This is a genomic window from Bacillus sp. FSL K6-2865 (genome assembly GCF_040311405.1).
In the GTDB taxonomy this organism is placed as follows: domain Bacteria; phylum Bacillota; class Bacilli; order Bacillales; family Bacillaceae; genus Bacillus; species Bacillus velezensis.
Genome location: NZ_CP152036.1, coordinates 3871217 through 3888561 on the forward strand (window position 1 = coordinate 3871217; position 17345 = coordinate 3888561).

Consider the following 17345-nt stretch of genomic DNA (forward strand, 5'->3'; position numbering starts at 1 on the left):
AGGGCTTTTTTCGGGTTAACGTTTATTCAGTTCCCGCTCAATGATTTGTTCAAAGGTTTCCTTTCCCGCCGCGCCAGGGATTCTCTCATCGCCGATGATAAACGTCGGCACTGCCGTAATGCCGGCTTCCTCATAAGCATGGCGGAGCGCTTCCCGCTGTACGTGTCTGTACGCTCTTGTCTCAAGCGCCTCTTTGAAGGCAGCGCCGTCAAGTCCTGCTTCTTCCGCAAGCTTTGTCAGCACGCCAACGTCACCGATATTTTGTTCTTCCTGAAAGAACGCCTGAAAAACGCGTGTATGGTATTCGCTTCCTTTCCCATGTTCCTTTGCGAAATGAAAGCCTTCAAATGCCAAATCCGTGTAAGGATGCGGTGACACGCGGGGGAATGTGATTTCAACGCCTAACGACTGCGCCATCGGCTCAATGGAGTTTTTCCACATCTGCCGCTTGGCGGGATCATTCACCGGATCAAGTTTCGGCGAGGGGCTCGGACGCAATTCAAACGGCATCCATTCCACCTGTACGTCCTTGTCCTTGATTGCTTCTTCAAACGCCGCTTTGCCGACAAAGCAAAACGGACATACATAATCAGAATATACTTTAATCTGCAGTGTCATTGTAAGTCTCCTTTCCTTTTTATTTTAAGTTGTAACATATGTAGTTACAAGTGTTTTTTTAAAAACACCCTTCATATGGAAGGTGTCACGATTCCAGCAGCCTTTGGGCGATATATTCTCCTTTTTTACAGCCGCCGGGACAGGCGAATAAGGAAGAGCCGATCGTTTGTGTGTATTCATTCAGCGCATCCTTTGCCGCCAAAGCCTTCAGCATCGGGACAAATTGGCGGTCCGGGTCTTTTTGAAAGCAGATAAACAGCAGGCCTGCGTCAACATAACCCGTCTTCGGATCAATTCCGTCCGTATAGGAAAATGCCCGGCGCAGAATCTGTCTGCCGGTTGATTTTGCCACGCTGACATGCGAGTCGGCGGGAATTTGATTCAGCTTCACGGGATCGGTTTCCTTTTTTTGTCCGAAAGGCGCACCCGAGCTTTTCACCCGCCCGAACGTGTCCTCTTGTTCCTTCAAGGATGAACGGTCCCATATATCTAAAAACATCTTAATTTTCCTAAACGCCATGTACGTGCCGCCCGTCATCCAGTCCGGCTCTCCTGATTGAACCCAAACGATCGAATTCATCAGGTTTTCATCCTTCGTGCTTTGGTTGCCGGTACCGTCTTTAAATCCGAAGAGGTTGCGCGGTGTTTCCCCGTTTTTCCCGCCGCTTAAGAAACCTTTATTGAGAAAGCGGACTTCGCACACCCCCGATGCCTGTTTCATCAGGTTGCGCACCGCGTGAAACGCCGTTTGTTCATTATCCGCGCAGACTTGTATGACGATATCACCGCCGCCTTGTTTCTTATCGAGCTTGTCGTTAGGCATCGGCGGAATATCGGCGAGGTGCTTCGGTTTTTTATCTTTCAGTCCGAAGCGGTCCTTCCCGTCTTTCTCGAAAAACCCGGGGCCGAAGCCGAAGGTAACGGTCAAATTCGCCGGTGCCAGATCCTGCGACTCCCCGGTATCCTGCGGAGGCATATAGTTATTTTTCTGTTCGCCCGACGGGACGGCGCCTGAAGTCAGCAGCTGCGTCAGGCTTGTCCATTGTTTGAAAAGGGAGATGACATCGGCTTTGTCGCTTGACATGACATCAAGCGCTGCAAAATACACATACGTCTGATGCGCCGTTGTGATTCCTGCTTGGTGCTTTCCGTAAAAAGGAACGATTTGATCACGATCACTTTTTTCATCATTCTTCTTTGAAGCGGTGGCCGCCGGTTTGAAGAGCGGCGCGAGTCCTCCGAGGCCGCTCGCTCCGACAGCGACGGCGGCGCCCGCGACGGCGCCCCACTTCAGGACATCCCGTCTGTGGATCTGTTTTTCCTTGTTTTGTTCATCGCTCATGCTGTGTCTTAACTCCTTTTAAAGCACACCGGCAATCTTCGACATGGTTTCAGAAAGGGCCGTCAGCTTCGTGCTTATCTCTCTGATTTGATCTGTACTTAATGTATCACAAGACGTATACGATTGATCGCACGTTTTGTATTTCGACATCAAAACTTCAAATTCGCTGAATTCCGCATCAAGTTTTTCCGTGACGTCGAAATGATCTCTTACTGCGCGCTTTTCACTGTTTCATAGAGGGCTTTTAAGCCTTCGGCGCCGGCGGTGATTGGTTCAGGCGTCACTTTGAGAGAAGCGATAGAGCCGTCAAACGTTCCGGTCGATATTGCAAGCTGATTGTCCTGTTCTTGACATACGGCTTATATTCTCCAAGTCCGTCACTGCCTTTTTGCGCACACAGAAAAAGGGCCGCCCTATCGGGACAGCCCTGCTTTGGAGCGCTGAATTTCCTCTGAAAACTTCCGCGCCGCCGCTTTTGGATCTTCGGCTTGGCTGATGGCGCTGATCATGCTGACGCCGTCTGCACCCGCTTCAATGACGGGCGCCGCGTTGTCAGCCGTAATGCCGCCGATTCCTACAATCGGAATGGTGATGCCCTGACGCCGCACCTCTTCAATCAATGTAACGCCCTGCACGGCTTCAGCATCTTTTTTTGTTTCGGTCGGATAGACCGGGCCCATTCCGACGTAATCGGCTCCGGCTTCTTCCGCCCGCTTCACCTCGGAGACGTTATGTGCTGACACACCGAGAATCATATCGCCGATTGCCGCTCTCGTTTCTTCGGCGTCTGCGTCATCCTGTCCGATATGCACTCCGTCCGCCTCAAGGCGCAAGGCCAATTCGACATCATCATTAATGATGAAAGGAATCCCGGCCTGCCTGCAGACATCCTGCACCCGCTTCGCGAACAGGACACGTTCCTCTCCTGTTAAAGAACCGCTCCCCTTTTCCCGAAATTGAAAAAGCCTAGCGCCGCCCTCAATTGCTTTTTTCACCACGGAAACGGGGTCTGCGCTTGTATTGTTTGATCCCATAATAAAATAAACCGATAACATATCCTTCATCATTTCCCGAGAAATACGCGTCATTTTTCTGTCACCCTTTCAATTGCGGCAAGCTCGGCCGCTTCTTGTTCTGAGATGCTTGCCAGCTTGTTTAAAAGCTCAATCTGGAAGCTGCCCGGCCCCTTATGGGAGGTGTCCAAAGCGGCAAGCTGAGCGGCGCTTCCGTATACAGAAACGGCTGAAACGGCCGCTTGCAGAACGTCCTGCCCCGCTGCGCAGAAGGCTCCGATTACAGACGTCAGCAGGCATCCCGTCCCCGTCACCTTCGTCAGCAGTTTATCACCGTTATGTACGGCGTATGTGTCGGTGCCGTCGGAGATAACGTCGGTTTTTCCGGTAATCGCAATGACCGTCTTCAGCCCGCTTGCAGCCGTCTTAGCGAGCTGAACCACATCTCCTCCGGCTTCCCCCGCATCCACGCCTTTTATCTTCCAATCAGGGGCGCCGGCAATATTGGCGATTTCCGCGGCATTTCCGCGAATGACGGACAAGCGGACCTCCTGTATGATCTTGCGGGCTGATGCCGTCCGAAACGGCGTGGCGCCGGCGCCTACCGGATCAAAAATGACCGGAACACCGTTTTCATTGGCCGATTTTCCGGCTGCGATCATAGCTTCAACCGACGCCGAACTGAGGGTTCCTATATTCAGGACGAGCGCTCCTGCGATTTTCGCCATGTCGGCTGCCTCCTCAATTGCATAAGCCATAACGGGCGATGCGCCGAGCGCGAGCAGTCCGTTAGCGGTGAAGTTCGTGACGACATTATTGGTGATACTGTGAACGAGCGGGTTTTGATCCCGCACTTTACTCAAGTGTTGAGCTGCGGTTTGTGCGTCCATGCTTAATCATCCTTTTTTCTCTTTTTCGGATTCCATAAATACGATTTCGTATGCTCCAGCCAGGCTCTGGCGGCAAAGGACATATAGCGGTCTTTCCGCCAAATGATGGCTAAATGCCACGGAATAACCGGATGAACGAGCGGAATGGTTCTGACTTTGTCAGGATCAAGACCGCGGCAGATTCTTTCCGGCAAGAGGCCGATACCGAGATTGGCGGATACCATTTCGCTGATAAAGTCCCACTGTGACGTTTCATAAATGACGTGAGGCCTGAATCCGGCTTTCACGCATTCCGTCATAATTCGATTATGAAGGACAAAATCCTCCCTGAAAAATATGAACGGCTCTTCTTTCAATTCGTGAAGACTGCATTCTTTCTCGTCAGCGAGCCGATGTGACGGATGGACGACGAGCATAAGGGTTTCCTTGACGATTGTGAACGTATGAAAAATTTCTTCATTCGCGGGAAGCACGACGACCCCGATATCAAGCGAGCCGTCCTCCACCCCTTGCTGCACTTTAATAGAGCCGTCCTCAACAAGCTGAAACGTCACATCGGGATATGTGACGCGAAAGTCACCGAGCACTCTCGGAAAAAAGCCGGACCCGATCATCGGCGGAAGACCGATGCGGACGTGCCCTTTCTTCACTTCCATAATATCGTTCAGCTCTGACGTCAGGTTTTGGAATGACTTTGTAATTTCCTGCGCCTGCACATACATGCTCTGCCCGGCGTCAGTCAGTTCAACTTGCCGGCCATTGCGGTAAAACAGCTTAATGCCGAGCTCCGTCTCCAGGTTTTTAATCATTTTTGAGATTGTCGGCTGTGAAACATACAGAGACTGTGAGGCCTTCGTAAAGCTTTTCAAACGGGCAACTTCCAAAAAATACGTTAAGTGCCGAATATCCATTGCATTTCATCCTTTCTATAGACAAAAGGAATACACATTATTCTTTATATGTATTTTACCTATAGCAAAACCTTCTGTACAATATAAATATAAGGGAGGCATCATTATGAAAAAATTGCTGCTTACCGTTATTCAAATCGCTCTGCTGTTTATATTTGCGCGTCTGATCAATTGGGTCACGGCGGCTCTTCATATAAATATTCCCGGCAGTATAATCGGGATTGTGATTCTTTTCACATTATTGCATTTCAAGATTATCAAACTTGAATGGATTGAGCTTGGCGCAGCATGGCTCCTCGGTGAGCTGCTGCTGTTTTTCATCCCGTCTGCCGTCGGAGTGATTGAATACGGAGATATTATGTCTAAATTCGGCGTAAGCATTTTACTTGTCGTCGTCATCAGCACATTTGTCGTGATGGTTTCAACAGGTACGCTTACACAGCTGATAGCAAAAAGAAAGGAGAAAAAACAAACGTGTTCATCGGAATCATAAGTTTATTCTTAACTGTCTTAGTATATTTGGGCGCGAAAAAACTCTACATTCGTTTTCCGCGGGTCTATACGTCGCCGCTTCTGATTACGCCCGCTGTTTTGGTCGTACTGCTGCTTCTTGTCAATGTCCCGTATCAGACATACAATCTCGGCGGCGGACTGCTGACCGATATGCTTCAGCCGGCAACAGTGGCGTTCGCCATCCCGCTTTATAAATATTTCCCGATTTTAAAGAAATACGCCGTGGAAATTATTTTGAACGTAGCTGTCGGTTCATGTATCGCCATTCTGTCAACGGCCTTTATCGCGAAATGGTTCCATCTCGGCAGCAGCTTAGTCGACAGTCTCGTGCCGCGATCCGTGACGACGCCGATTGCCATGAACGTTTCAGAAATGATCGGCGGGATGCCGGCCGTTACAGCGGTTTTCGTCATTTTAACGGCTTTATTGGGAACGATCATCGGGCCGATGGTCATCCGCTATTTCCGCATTGATAACGAAATTGCCCGGGGCGTGCTGCTCGGAACTAGCGCGCACGGAGCGGGAACATCTAAAGCATTTGAGCTCAGCTCCGTATCAGGAACGATCTCAAGCGTGTCCATGATTCTCGCCGCAATTATGACGCTGTGCGCGGCCCCGATTTTGCTTTCGTTTATGTCATAAAAGACTGCTCCTTACAGAGCGGTCTTTTTTTATTTGCCACGCAGATTGATTTGTCTGTCCTTCATAAAAAGACGAAAACACGATATGATAAGATATGAAGTGAAAAGACTGAAGAACGGATGTGTCATATGAACGGCCAGCAGCGAAGCAGCATCAGAAAAGGACTTGAAGTCGATATCGTCCTGAAAGCCGATCAGCGTTCAGGAAAGCTGACAAGAGGAATCGTGAAGGATATTTTGACGAACTCAAGCTTCCACCCGCGCGGCATTAAGGTCCGCCTTGAAGACGGGCGAATCGGCCGGGTGCAGCACATTATTGAATAGAAAAAAGCCGGAGCTTCAGGGACTGACCCCCGTTTTTGAGACAGGGATCAAAACACCTTTAAGCAGCCAGCTGTCGGTATGTGACCGGCGGCTGGTTGTTTAGTTTCGTTTGAATACGAATGTTGTTATAATAGTATATATAGGTTTCGACAGTTTGCTCTACGATGGTCGTCGTAGTGCTTTCCAACCTGTCGAGGTAGAACGTTTCAGACTTTAGTGAGGAATGAAACGATTCGATGGAGGCATTATCAGCGGGTGTCCCTTTACGGGACATGCTCATGGTAATGCCTTTTGTTTTAACAGCTTTCTGATACTCATAAGATGTATAAACAGAACCTTGGTCACTATGTAACACGCAGTTCTCTGGGAGTACGGGCAGCTGATCAAGTGTGTGTAAGACAAAATCTGTGTCCTGTCTATCGCCAATCGTAAAAGCAATCACTTCTCCATTGTATAAATCCAATATACTGGAAAGATACAATTGTTTCTGCCCATAAGGCAAATATGTGATATCCGTTACTAGCTTTTCCAGAGGGCGATCAGACTGAAAGTTCCGATCTAATATATTCTCGGCCACGGCATATGGCTGCCCATTCTTCTTGCGCTTTTTCACCTTAACCCGGCATTGCCACTGATTTTTCTGCATAATGCGCTGAACCGTTTTATGATTAATACGCATTCCCTTTTTTAATATGGCTGTGATTTTCCGATAGCCATATCGATACTTGTGTTCTCGGCACAACGTGCCGATTTGTTTTTCTAAATGGTATTTAGGGTTATCTTTCATCAGATTCTTCTTCCAACGATAATAAGATGCTCGTGAGATACCTAAATGAATACAGATATCCTGTATGGTCATTGTGCCGCGCAATGCTTCTACAAGCTCGACTGGCGTTTCGCTATCAGCTTCCTTTCCAATTCGTTGTACTTTTTTAACACTTCATTCTGTTGTCTCAGATAACGATTTTCTGCCTGCAGTTTCTCTAATTCGGAAGAATACTCTGGACCTTTTCCATAAGAATATTGCTTTCCGACAGGTTGTTCGAATCGATGTGTGTCCCCAGCTTTATACCACCTGACCCATGTCTGCACCTGCGTCTTATTCTTTATATTCAATTCCTGCATGATCTCCTTCACAGGCACGCCCGCCAATCTCATTTCTACAGCCTTCTGTTTGACTTCAACCGGATAACTCACTCTTGCCCTCATAGAAAAACACCTCCAAGTCTAATTTCGGATAACAACGATCCGTTTTCAAACTTGAAGGTGTTTTTTGTTTGTCTCATATTATGGGGTCAGTCCCTTCACGCCCGGCTTTTTTTCTTTAATTTTAGCAATGAAATCCTCATATGTTCTCCCTTTATATACAAAAAATCTTTAACCAACTATTGACTCTTACGTTGCGTAATACTTTAGAGTAGCCATTAAGGAGGCGGCAAACGTGATGGGTATGAAAGTAAAAGAAGTAGCTGAACTGATTGGAGTAAGCATCCGTACTCTCCATCATTACGATCAAATTGGATTATTGACTCCTCAGGAAACGACCGATTCCGGTTATCGGCTTTATTCTGAAGAGAATCTTGAACAGCTGCAGCAGATACTATTTTTCAAGGAGCTCGATTTCTCCTTAAAAGAGATTAAAGAAATCATTAATAGTCCTTCATTTAACCGAAGGGAGGCATTAATTTTACAAAAGAAAATGTTGATTGAGAAACGGAATAGAGTCGATAAGATGATTGAAACCATCGATAAATCAATCAAACATTTGATGGGAGAGATTTGCATGACGAACAAAGAGCGGTTTGAGGGAATGAACTTCAATCATAATCTTTATGAACAAGAAGCTCGCAAACGGTGGGGTGATCAACCTGTCGATAAGGTAAATATTAGATTGAAAAGCATGACTGATGGTGAGCAAAAAGATTTATCTCATAAGTGGACTGCAATGTTCAATAAATTTGCACTCCTTATTAACCAATCTCCCAAGTCCCCAGACGTACAAACAGCTATCAAAGAGTGGTTTGATTTTCTCAATGAAAATTTTGGTGAATATTCTTTTGATGCCTTTTACGGATTAGGTCAACTCTATATTGAAGATAAACGCTTCACTAAGAACATCGACCAGTATGGTGAAGGGTTGGCGAAGCTCATGAGTGACGCCATTACAATTTATATAGATCATCAAAAAAAGGGTGGTACCCATTAAAATCATTATCGAGGATACAATCAGGCAATACGAAACGTTATTTTCAATGATTGAAAATAGAGAAGATTATTATCGGTATTCAATGATGAAACCTTTTGAAGATATGTGGAAAAAGATTAATGTTCCCTTAAAGGCAAAGCAGCCTAACGGATATGATGTAATCATGGCTGCAAATATGCTGGGCTATCTGAGCATATTTGATACGGAAACCGGAAGAAAAGCATTAGAGAAACTAAAAGAAATTCAAGCTCTTCAAATTGCATATGGCACTTTAACTCATTGTGTAGAATTTATCCAGCAAAACCGCTTAAAAATAAATGCTGATGAAATAAGGTTTGGGATGTATCTGGCCAATCAAAAAAAGCTTGAGTTACATAGAGGGTATTGTGGATTCGGAGGAATTCCGGGATTTATTCAAGTTTCAATATCCCCCAATTCATATAACATACCGAGACTGCCTGCTGTAATCGCACATGAATTTCATCATAATATTCGTTTTTCGTATTTCAATTGGGATTATGGGAACGTAACGGTTGGTGATTACTTAATTATAGAGGGGTTGGCAGAATCGTTTGCCAAAGAACTTTACGGAGAAGCTCTGTTAGGTCCCTGGGTTACTTCTTTTGAAAAAGAAGACTTAGAATACTCAAAAGAAATCATCAAAGACTCATTAAATATGAAAGGATTTGCTGAGGTCAGCAGTTACATGTTTGGTGACACCTTTGCAGCCGAACAAGGTTATCAGCCTGTCGGCTTATCACCGTTTGCAGGTTATGCGGTTGGCTACCAAGCGGTGCAATCCTTCATGAAAGCCAACAATGTGGGGATTAGTGAGGCCACTTTACTTAGCACAGATGAGATACTAAGTAATAGCGGGTTGTTTCTTTAAGATATGAAGATTATTTTATCCCGTATTAACGCGATGAAAGAGGGTTTTCTTTTCCCCTCTTTCATCGCTATAAATGGTCATTCTATTTTTTCCGCAAGAAAACAACCTTCAAATAGTTCCCTTCTTTAAATGCGGGAATCGTTTTGAAATCTTCCGGAAGCGTGTATTCTTCCAAAATGTCGTAACGCTCATTTGTTTCTTTAAAGGCGGTCTCTATAAAGCCTTTAAATTTCTTCATATTGAAGGCGCTGCTGTTTGTCGAAGCGACGATGATGCCGTTTTTTGCGGTGATGGCGATTGTTTCCTTCAGCAGATTTTTATAATCTTTCGCCGCGCTGAACGTCCGTTTTTTTGTGCGGGCGAAAGAAGGCGGATCAAGGATGATGAGGTCAAACTCCAGCCCTTTTTTCTCCGCATAGCCGAAGTATTTGAAAACATCCATGACTTTAATGTCATGCGCCTCATAATCAATTCCGTTGGCGCTGAACTGTTCAATCGTTTTTGCGAGACTGCGGTTGGCGACATCGACGCTGGTTGTTTTCTCAGCTCCGCCAAGCGCCGCCGCAACGGAAAATGCCCCCGTATAAGAGAACGTATTCAGCACCCGTCTGCCGTTTGCATACTTGTCCCGAATCGCTTTCCGCACATGACGCTGGTCTAAGAAAATGCCCGTCATCGCCCCGTCGTTTAAATCCACCGCGTACCGTATGCCGTTTTCTTGAACAATGACCGGAAAATCTCCTCTTTCGCCTTTGACAAAATCGTCGTCTTCCACGTATTGCCCGGCCGTATCGAATCGTTTCTTTTCATAGATCGCTTTATAAGAAAGCTCCAGTCCGTCAATCGCCTCAATCATGCTGTCCTTATAAGCGTAAATGCCTTTACTGTACCATTGAATCAGCAGATAACCGTCATAAAAGTCAATCGTAACGCCGCCGATGCCGTCGCCCTCACCATTGAACAGCCGGAACGCCGTCGTATCGGGCGCCTTAAACAGATGGGCTCTTGCTTCAGCCGCTTTTTTCAGCTTGTCCAGAAAGAAACGTCCGTCGATCCGTTCATCTCTCGCGCGGGACAGCACCCAGCCGACTCCTTTATTCTGCAAACCGTAATAGCCTTTTCCGATAAACTCGCCCTTCTCGGATGTCACATCAAAAAGATCGCCCTCTGTTAAATGAGCCGAGCTTCCGGACAGAGCGTCTTTTTCAATCAGGGGGAATCCTTTTTTCAGCTTTCCGGCAAATGTATCTTTCACTGTAAGTAGCTTCATTGTGCATTCCTCTTTCGTTTTGCTTTCTCTTATCGTACCATAAAACATGATCAACACCGCATTGTCCCGAAAAATTCAAAACAGGGGGAAAACCATGACAGCCAAAAGAATCGACCATACAGGCATTATGGTCAAAGATATTGAAACATCCATCGCCTTTTATCAAGACGTTCTCGGTATGACGTTAAAGGATCGTATCACTCATACGAACGGCATTATTGAACTTGCCTTTCTCGGCTTTCAGGAAGGGCCGGAGACAGAAATTGAGCTGATCCAGGGCTACAGCAGCGAGCTTCCCGCAGAAGGAAAAGTCCATCATGTCGCTTTATTAACTGAAGATATCGCGGCGGAGTTCACGCATGCGAAGCGTCAGGGCGCCGTATTTATCGATGAAGAAATCACGACGCTTCCGAACGGGTACCGCTACTTTTACATTGAAGGACCTGACGGCGAATGGATCGAATTTTTCCAGCGTTAAAAAAACGGGCGAAAGCGCCCGTTTTTTTTATGTTTCTTCAGTGACGTTTTGTTCCGCCGCCCGTTCCTCTCTCCATTTTTGAAGATCCCAAATTCGGAAAAACGGATAATAGATGATAAATGTAATCAGGAGATTGATCAGCTGCATGACCGAACCGGAGATTTTCCCGCCCGTCGCCAAATAACCGGAAATCAGCGGCGGCATCGTCCACGGCACGGCGATTCCCGCCGGTTTTGCCACCATCCCCGTGCTCATCCCGATGTACGTCGCCGTAATGGTCAAGAGCGGCGCAATGATAAAGGGCACGATTAACAGCGGATTCATGACGAGCGGCATCCCGAAAATAATCGGTTCGTTAATGTTAAAAATCGCGGGCCCGATGCCGAGACGGCCGAGCTGTTTCATCTGTTTGCTTCTGGAGCGCACAAGCATGGTCAGCACAAGGGCAAGCGTCGCTCCGCTTCCGCCGACATTAATCCATATTTGAAAGAACTGTGTCGTAAAAATGCTCGGCAGCGCTTCTCCCGCCTGAAAAGCCAAACGGTTGGCATCCATCGCCCCGTACCAGATCGGCGACATGACTCCGCCGATAATGGACGCGCCGTGTATGCCGCACGACCAAAGCAGCATTTGCACGAATTCGGCGATAAGACTTCCGCCGAGACTCCCGCCCAGAATAGACAGCGGGGTGCCCAGCAGATCGCCTACGACATTGTGGAGGCTTTTAAAAGGAGTTATTTCAATAAACAGACGGGCCAGCCATACAAGCGTAATAATAATGAAACCGGGGATGAGCGCAACGAACGATTTGCTGACCGCAGGCGGCACTCCGTCAGGCATCTTAATAACGATATTTCTTTGTATGATAAACCGGTACACTTCCGTAGACAGCATTGCAATGATCATCGCGACAAACAGACCTTTGCTTCCGAGCAGCGAAATCGGAATGCCGCCTCCCACCATAATCTCTGTTGCCGAGCCGTCAGGAATAAACGGAATCTGATACGGCGTCGCCAATAAAAAGGCGGCAAGGGCAATGGCTCCCGACGACAGGGCATCCACCTCATAGCTTTCCGCAAGCCGGTAAGCAATCCCAAAGGCGGCGACAAGCGCCATAATATCAAAGGACGCATTCACGGGATACCCGAGCTTTTCAACCCAATTTTCACCGAAAAGACCAGCCATAAAATCGGCATAACCGGGAATCGGAAGACTCGTCAGAATCAGAAAAACCGATCCGATGATGATAAGCGGCATCGTCAAAATAATGCCGTCCCGCAAAGCTCTTAAGTGCCTTTGGCCGGCGACTTTTCCGGCGACAGGCATGATTTTTTCTTCCATGACCCGATTGAACGTACTCATTTATCAAAAACCCCCTTTTTGAGTTCATTGCGCAGATGTCTTAAAGCATTTTCTCCATCATATTTTGGAAACGCTTACATTTGCATACAGAAATTTTCCTTATCCCTCAGGAAAAAAAGAATTCCGCACTGCCGATATATAAAGAAAAAGGGGGAATTGCAATGTATCACACCCTGAAACCGATAATGGCCGCGGCCTTGTGTGTCGGCCTGTTCTCCGCCGCGGCGCCCGCGCACGCCGAGACGCACGACCGGGATGTTATCGTGGTGTACAAAAATCAAAACGGCAAGGAATCCGCCATAGACAGCGGAGCGGATGTGGAACAGACCTATCAGCATCTCCCGGCAGTCGCCGTGTCAGCCGATTCACAAACGGTGAAAGACCTGAAACAGGACCCTGACATCTTATATGTAGAAGACAATGTATCCTTTCAGGCAGCAGGCGGTTCTGATATCCGCCCGTTATCAGCGGCCCAAAGCAGCAGTTACGCGCTGCCGCAATGGGATATCGAACCGACTCAGGTCAAGCAGGCGTGGAAAGAAGGCTTGACGGGAAAAAAGGTGAAAGTGGCTGTCATTGACAGCGGCATTTATCCTCATGATGATCTGTCCATTGCGGGAGGCTATTCCGCAGTCAGCTATACTTCCTCATACAAAGATGACAACGGACACGGGACGCATGTCGCCGGAATCATTGCGGCCAAACATGACGGATACGGCATTGACGGTATTGCGCCGGATGTCCGGTTATATGCGGTTAAAGCATTAGACAGAAAGGGTGCAGGGGATCTTAAAAGCCTTCTTAAAGCGATCGACTGGTCGATCGCCAATAAAATGGACATCATCAATATGAGCCTCGGAACTAACGCAGACAGCAAAATTCTTCACGACGCAGTAGACAAAGCATACAAAAAAGGAATCGTGATCGTAGCCGCCGCAGGAAACGACGGCAACAAAAAACCGGTCAATTATCCGGGCGCCTACAGCAGCGTAACGGCAGTCTCAGCGTCAACTGAAAAAAACGGACTCGCGGCTTTTTCCACGACCGGAAAACAAATTGAGTTTGCCGCACCCGGCACCAATATTACGAGCACTTATCTGAATCAAATGTACGCCACGGCTGACGGCACATCTCAAGCCGCGCCCCACGTCACCGGCATGTTCGCGCTGCTCAGGCAGAAATATCCCGAGGAAACAAATACACAGCTCCGGCAGCAGATGCAGCAAAACGTCAAAGATCTGGGCGCTCCCGGACGTGACAGCCGATTCGGGTACGGCCTGGTGCAATATCATGTAAAGCAAAAGAGCTATGCCGAACGGGCCGTAATAAAAGCGGAAAAGACGAAAAAACAGGCAGATATCAATCAAGCAAAAACGGCCGTCAGCAAGCTGTCCAAGTCAAAGGGAAAAACCGCTCTCGAGTCCCGGGTCAATAAAGTTCAGACGGCAAGAAATGTGACGGACGCAAGAGACAAAGTCCGGACTGCCGAAAAACAAAAGAAAAAAACCGCCGTCAATGCCGCACAAAGCGCCATTCGCAAATTACCGGCCGGTTCAGAGAAAAAAGGGCTGCAAAAGCGGCTTAACGCTGTCAACTCAAGCCTTTTGAAAACAGCTGAGGCCAGCGTCAAGCAGGCGGAAAAAAAGACCTCTGAGGCCAGCACCGCAAAAGCCCAAAAAGCAGTCAGCGAAATCCAGCCGGGAAAAGAAAAAAACGCTCTGGAAAAACGGCTTGACCGGATAAAAGATAAACTCAACCGGCAGCAGGCTAGAGACAAAGTAAAAACGGCTGAAAAAACCAAGACGAAAAAAGCAAAATCAGCGGCGCAAACGGCAGTCAGCCGATTGAAGCCGTCTGCCGAAAAGAACGGCCTGCAAAAACGCGTGCGTGCGATTCGGGTGAAATAGAAAAAAAACGCTTATGAGCCGGATAACGGCTTCACAAGCGTTTCATCACACCTGCCTATTGGTTCATGGCCGGGCGGTCGATCGTGTTCCATTTCGTAAAGGACATATATCGGAAATAATGATCACGATACGGGTGCGAGGTGCCTGTATTCCAAGGCTTGTCGCTGCCGCAGAAATGGACGATGGCCGGTTCGGCACGTGTTTCTCTGTAACGTATACGGTCGATCAGTTCAGGAGGCGTTTTCTCATTCATGATAATATGCGTCTGCGCGTTCCAGCGCGGATGCAGTTCATGCCATTGATCATATAAGATCGCGTTAAGCGCGTCCTGATCATGAAACACGAGAAAATCCTCCGAGCTGTTTTCGTTGATAAAATCAATCACCTTTTCGGAAATATTTTGTTTTCTCCAAGGTTCGAAATCTATAATCATAATGCCGGAATTAAAATACTTGGCAGTTTCGCTGATATTCATTTTTTTCAGTCTTTCATGCTGTCCGGCGTCTTCTACTGCCGCAACTATTGCCGGGGAAATATCCAAATCCCATAAAACCGAAATATCTTCCATCACAATTGCATCGCAATCAATGTAAATCATCCGCTTTACGGACTCATCCTTAATTAAATCAGGGATGGAAATGCGGTAATAAGCCGCTTTTGTAATGTGGCTGCTTTCGACTGCATGCTTGTATTGATCAGCGTCTACTTCTAAAAATTCAAGCGGCGTCCCGAATGACATCGCGGTCTGTTCAAGCTTGTCCTTGTTTTCGGCAGTAATTCCGCCGTCAATCACATATAATTTCGCATCCCTTGTTTTATCCATATTCATCAATAAAGAAGCGAACATCCCACCCAAATGACGAGCATAATGATCATCGGCACATGATACGATATGCATTGTTTCATTCTTTCCCACTGATATTCATCTCCCTTTTTGTTGTACAAATGTCTTTCCCTTTTTTAAAAAAGTAAACCTCGATCTTACACATTTTTTCTGCGGGAATGTGCTGTTTGCAATTTGATATCTTTTGCATTCCCTGTTCAAATTCAATCAGGATTTCAGCCTGAATCATCGTCAGAATATATCGCGCAGGAAAGCGAAAACACGTAAACATAAAAACAACCAGCCGGACTGCACATAAAAGCGGCCGGCTGGTTGTGATGCGTCGATCGTTTAATCGACTTCTTTCTTAATCCCAAGCATCTTTTCGTCTAAATAATGGGCGATGTCCGCCGCTTCCTTCAGCTCGTCGGTCAGATGCTTTGGGACTTCGTTATTTAATTTGTAATAAATTTTATGTTCAAGACTCGCCCAAAAATCCATGGCGATGGTGCGGATTTGAATTTCCGCCTTCACATATTCCACACGATTCGTCAAATAAACGGGAATTTCAATAATCAAATGCAGGCTGCGGTAGCCGTTCGGCTTCGGTTGTTTGATATAATCCTTCACCTTTACGATCTTCAGGTCCTTATGCTGCTTCAAAACCTCAGCGACATTATAAATATCGGAAATAAAGGAACAGATAATCCTGACACCCGCAATATCATGAATATGCTCTTTCATTTCCTGCGTCGTCACATCGCAGCCTTTGCGCATCAGTTTATTGACGATACTCTCAAAACTTTTCACGCGTGATTTTGTATGCTCGATCGGGTTATGCCCGTGAATCAGATTATATTCCTGGCTGATGATAGAAAACTTCGTATCCAGCTCATCTAAAGCGAATTTATAAACTAATAATTCATTTTTCCAATCTTCCATGACCGTTTTCAAATCATCCATATGGGCTGTTGACAAGTCCATTTTTTTCATCTCCTTGCTTTGCTGTCCATATATGAGACGTGTCAGTCCGCGGTCAGGTTCTTTACAATATCGTGAAGATTATGTCATAAAAAAAAGCAAATGCCGATTATGGCATTTGCCCTTTCATTTGATCAGCGGAAATAACTGATCAGGAGTCCGATGGAAAGCAGGAATCCGAAGAATGTATTGGTTTGCGCCGTTGATTTCATCGCAATAATCATGTTCATCGGCATTTCGTTTTTCACAAAGCCTTTCACGGCCTGAACGGGTTTCGGCACGCTCAGGAAGACCAGGAACAGCCACGGGCTTGTGTAACCCATGATGACAAGACCGACGATCCAGATGTAAGCGATGGCAAAAGATGCGGCCAGTATCATGACGGCCCCTCTATGCCCCATCAAAATGGCCAGGGTTTTACGTCCGCCCTTTTTATCTTCCTCAATATCACGGATATTGTTGGACAGATTAATGGCTCCGACCAAGATGGCGATCGGGATGGAAATCAAAATGCTCTGTTCATTAATTCTGCCTGTCTGAATGAAGAAAGAAATAAGGACAAATACAGAGCCCATGCAAATGCCGGAGAACAGTTCCCCGAACGGTGTATACGCAATCGGCAGCGGGCCGCCCGTATACAGATAGCCGATCAGCATGCCGGCAAGGCCGATAGCCGCAAGCCACCAGCTGCTGCTCATGCAGATATAAACACCGAGCACGAGGGCAATCGCATAAGAGCCGAGCGCCAGCTGCAGAATTGTTTCCGGCTTCATGCCGTGGCGGACGATCGCTCCGCCGATACCGACGGAATCCTCCGTATCTAAACCGCGTTTAAAATCGTAATATTCATTGAATAAGTTCGTGGCGATCTGAATCCAAAGGCAGGAAAACAGCATGGCCAAAAACAGCAGGAAATCAACCTTTACGTAAAACATCGCCAATACGGTGCCGAGAAGTACGGGCACAAACGATGCCGTCAATGTATGAGGGCGGGTTAGCTGCCACAAAATGCGGCCCATGCTTTCTTTCTCGGGCGTCTTTTGGCTGCCCCCCATATTGTTTTGATTCATTTTCCTCTTCCTTTCTATTAAAAGGCTTTCACAGTCAGCCGATAACAGTAGTGTTGAATTGGGGTTTTCACGTTTTCTGCTACCTTATCTATCATAATAATTTCTTC

The 17345-nt window shown here is 46.9% G+C and carries 18 protein-coding genes and 1 pseudogene; 7 read left to right on the top strand and 12 right to left on the bottom strand.

Features of this window, described 5'->3' with window-relative positions:
• Positions 1–15: 15 nt before the first annotated feature.
• From NYE42_RS19125 to NYE42_RS19150, 6 genes and pseudogenes are all read right to left on the bottom strand, one after another.
• Positions 16–618 carry a DsbA family oxidoreductase gene (locus NYE42_RS19125; RefSeq protein WP_012118748.1) on the bottom strand — a complete coding sequence of 201 codons (603 nt, stop codon included), beginning with the start codon at positions 616–618 and terminating at the stop codon, positions 16–18.
• 85 nt (positions 619–703) lie between these two features.
• Positions 704–1960, bottom strand: coding sequence for an iron uptake transporter deferrochelatase/peroxidase subunit (gene efeB, locus NYE42_RS19130; RefSeq protein ID WP_352426645.1), 1257 nt, complete (start codon positions 1958–1960; stop codon positions 704–706).
• Between the two features lie 18 nt (positions 1961–1978).
• A pseudogene (locus NYE42_RS19135) lies at positions 1979–2268 on the bottom strand (Efem/EfeO family lipoprotein); the annotation flags it as partial.
• Positions 2269–2373: 105 nt separating this feature from the next.
• Positions 2374–3048 carry a thiamine phosphate synthase gene (gene thiE / locus NYE42_RS19140; RefSeq protein WP_352426646.1) on the bottom strand — a complete coding sequence of 225 codons (675 nt, stop codon included), beginning with the start codon at positions 3046–3048 and terminating at the stop codon, positions 2374–2376.
• Complete coding sequence (thiM, locus tag NYE42_RS19145) at positions 3045–3863, bottom strand: hydroxyethylthiazole kinase (protein WP_095352549.1); 819 nt, start codon at positions 3861–3863, stop codon at positions 3045–3047. The genes thiE and thiM overlap by 4 nt, the downstream gene beginning before the upstream one ends.
• 2 nt (positions 3864–3865) lie before the next feature.
• Positions 3866–4774, bottom strand: a complete 909-nt coding sequence (locus NYE42_RS19150; RefSeq protein WP_003150908.1) for a LysR family transcriptional regulator — start codon at positions 4772–4774, stop codon at positions 3866–3868.
• A 106-nt stretch (positions 4775–4880) separates the two neighbouring features.
• On the opposite strand from NYE42_RS19150, the gene NYE42_RS19155 reads away from it, so the two are divergent.
• The 3 genes from NYE42_RS19155 (at position 4881) to NYE42_RS19165 (ending at position 6252) form a co-directional block, all read left to right on the top strand.
• On the top strand, positions 4881–5267 hold the full coding sequence (locus NYE42_RS19155; protein ID WP_007407725.1) for a CidA/LrgA family holin-like protein: 387 nt from the start codon (positions 4881–4883) through the stop codon (positions 5265–5267).
• Positions 5249–5929: a CidB/LrgB family autolysis modulator gene (locus NYE42_RS19160; RefSeq protein WP_012118753.1), complete on the top strand. Its 681-nt coding sequence runs from the start codon at positions 5249–5251 to the stop codon at positions 5927–5929. The genes NYE42_RS19155 and NYE42_RS19160 overlap by 19 nt, the downstream gene beginning before the upstream one ends.
• A 128-nt stretch (positions 5930–6057) precedes the next feature.
• On the top strand, positions 6058–6252 hold the full coding sequence (locus NYE42_RS19165) for a YwbE family protein (protein WP_003150901.1): 195 nt from the start codon (positions 6058–6060) through the stop codon (positions 6250–6252).
• Positions 6253–6310: 58 nt separating this feature from the next.
• On the opposite strand, the gene NYE42_RS19170 is transcribed toward NYE42_RS19165, so the two are convergent.
• Positions 6311–7461 (bottom strand): IS3 family transposase gene (locus tag NYE42_RS19170; protein ID WP_095352997.1). Its coding sequence is split into 2 segments (ribosomal slippage): positions 6311–7188 and positions 7188–7461, totalling 1152 coding nucleotides; the frame shifts between segments, so codons are not numbered across the junction.
• A 235-nt stretch (positions 7462–7696) separates the two neighbouring features.
• Between NYE42_RS19170 and NYE42_RS19175 the strand changes: the two genes are divergently transcribed.
• Both NYE42_RS19175 and NYE42_RS19180 read left to right on the top strand, forming a co-directional pair.
• Entirely contained in the window at positions 7697–8458 is a 762-nt protein-coding gene (locus NYE42_RS19175; RefSeq protein ID WP_352427017.1) for a MerR family transcriptional regulator, read from the top strand.
• 46 nt (positions 8459–8504) lie between these two features.
• Entirely contained in the window at positions 8505–9347 is an 843-nt protein-coding gene (locus NYE42_RS19180) for a DUF2268 domain-containing protein (RefSeq protein ID WP_352426647.1), read from the top strand.
• Between the two features lie 82 nt (positions 9348–9429).
• Here NYE42_RS19180 and NYE42_RS19185 read toward each other — a convergent pair whose 3' ends face one another.
• Entirely contained in the window at positions 9430–10617 is a 1188-nt protein-coding gene (locus NYE42_RS19185; protein WP_007407727.1) for a class I SAM-dependent rRNA methyltransferase, read from the bottom strand.
• Between the two features lie 94 nt (positions 10618–10711).
• On the opposite strand from NYE42_RS19185, the gene NYE42_RS19190 reads away from it, so the two are divergent.
• Complete coding sequence (locus NYE42_RS19190; protein WP_014419203.1) at positions 10712–11095, top strand: VOC family protein; 384 nt, start codon at positions 10712–10714, stop codon at positions 11093–11095.
• Positions 11096–11122: 27 nt separating this feature from the next.
• On the opposite strand, the gene celB is transcribed toward NYE42_RS19190, so the two are convergent.
• Entirely contained in the window at positions 11123–12457 is a 1335-nt protein-coding gene (gene celB / locus NYE42_RS19195; protein WP_007407728.1) for a PTS cellobiose transporter subunit IIC, read from the bottom strand.
• A 161-nt stretch (positions 12458–12618) separates the two neighbouring features.
• On the opposite strand from celB, the gene NYE42_RS19200 reads away from it, so the two are divergent.
• Positions 12619–14364, top strand: a complete 1746-nt coding sequence (locus NYE42_RS19200) for a S8 family serine peptidase (protein WP_352426648.1) — start codon at positions 12619–12621, stop codon at positions 14362–14364.
• Positions 14365–14419: 55 nt separating this feature from the next.
• Here NYE42_RS19200 and NYE42_RS19205 read toward each other — a convergent pair whose 3' ends face one another.
• The 3 genes from NYE42_RS19205 to NYE42_RS19215 form a co-directional block, all read right to left on the bottom strand.
• A complete protein-coding gene (locus NYE42_RS19205) occupies positions 14420–15280 on the bottom strand; it encodes a glycosyltransferase family 8 protein (protein WP_015418500.1) in 861 nt (286 codons plus the stop codon).
• A gap of 258 nt (positions 15281–15538) precedes the next feature.
• Positions 15539–16171 (bottom strand): GTP pyrophosphokinase family protein, encoded by a 633-nt coding sequence (locus NYE42_RS19210; RefSeq protein ID WP_015418501.1) that lies wholly within the window; start codon positions 16169–16171, stop codon positions 15539–15541.
• A gap of 131 nt (positions 16172–16302) precedes the next feature.
• Positions 16303–17238 (bottom strand): 1,4-dihydroxy-2-naphthoate polyprenyltransferase, encoded by a 936-nt coding sequence (locus NYE42_RS19215; RefSeq protein ID WP_225045678.1) that lies wholly within the window; start codon positions 17236–17238, stop codon positions 16303–16305.
• Positions 17239–17345 lie beyond the last annotated feature (107 nt).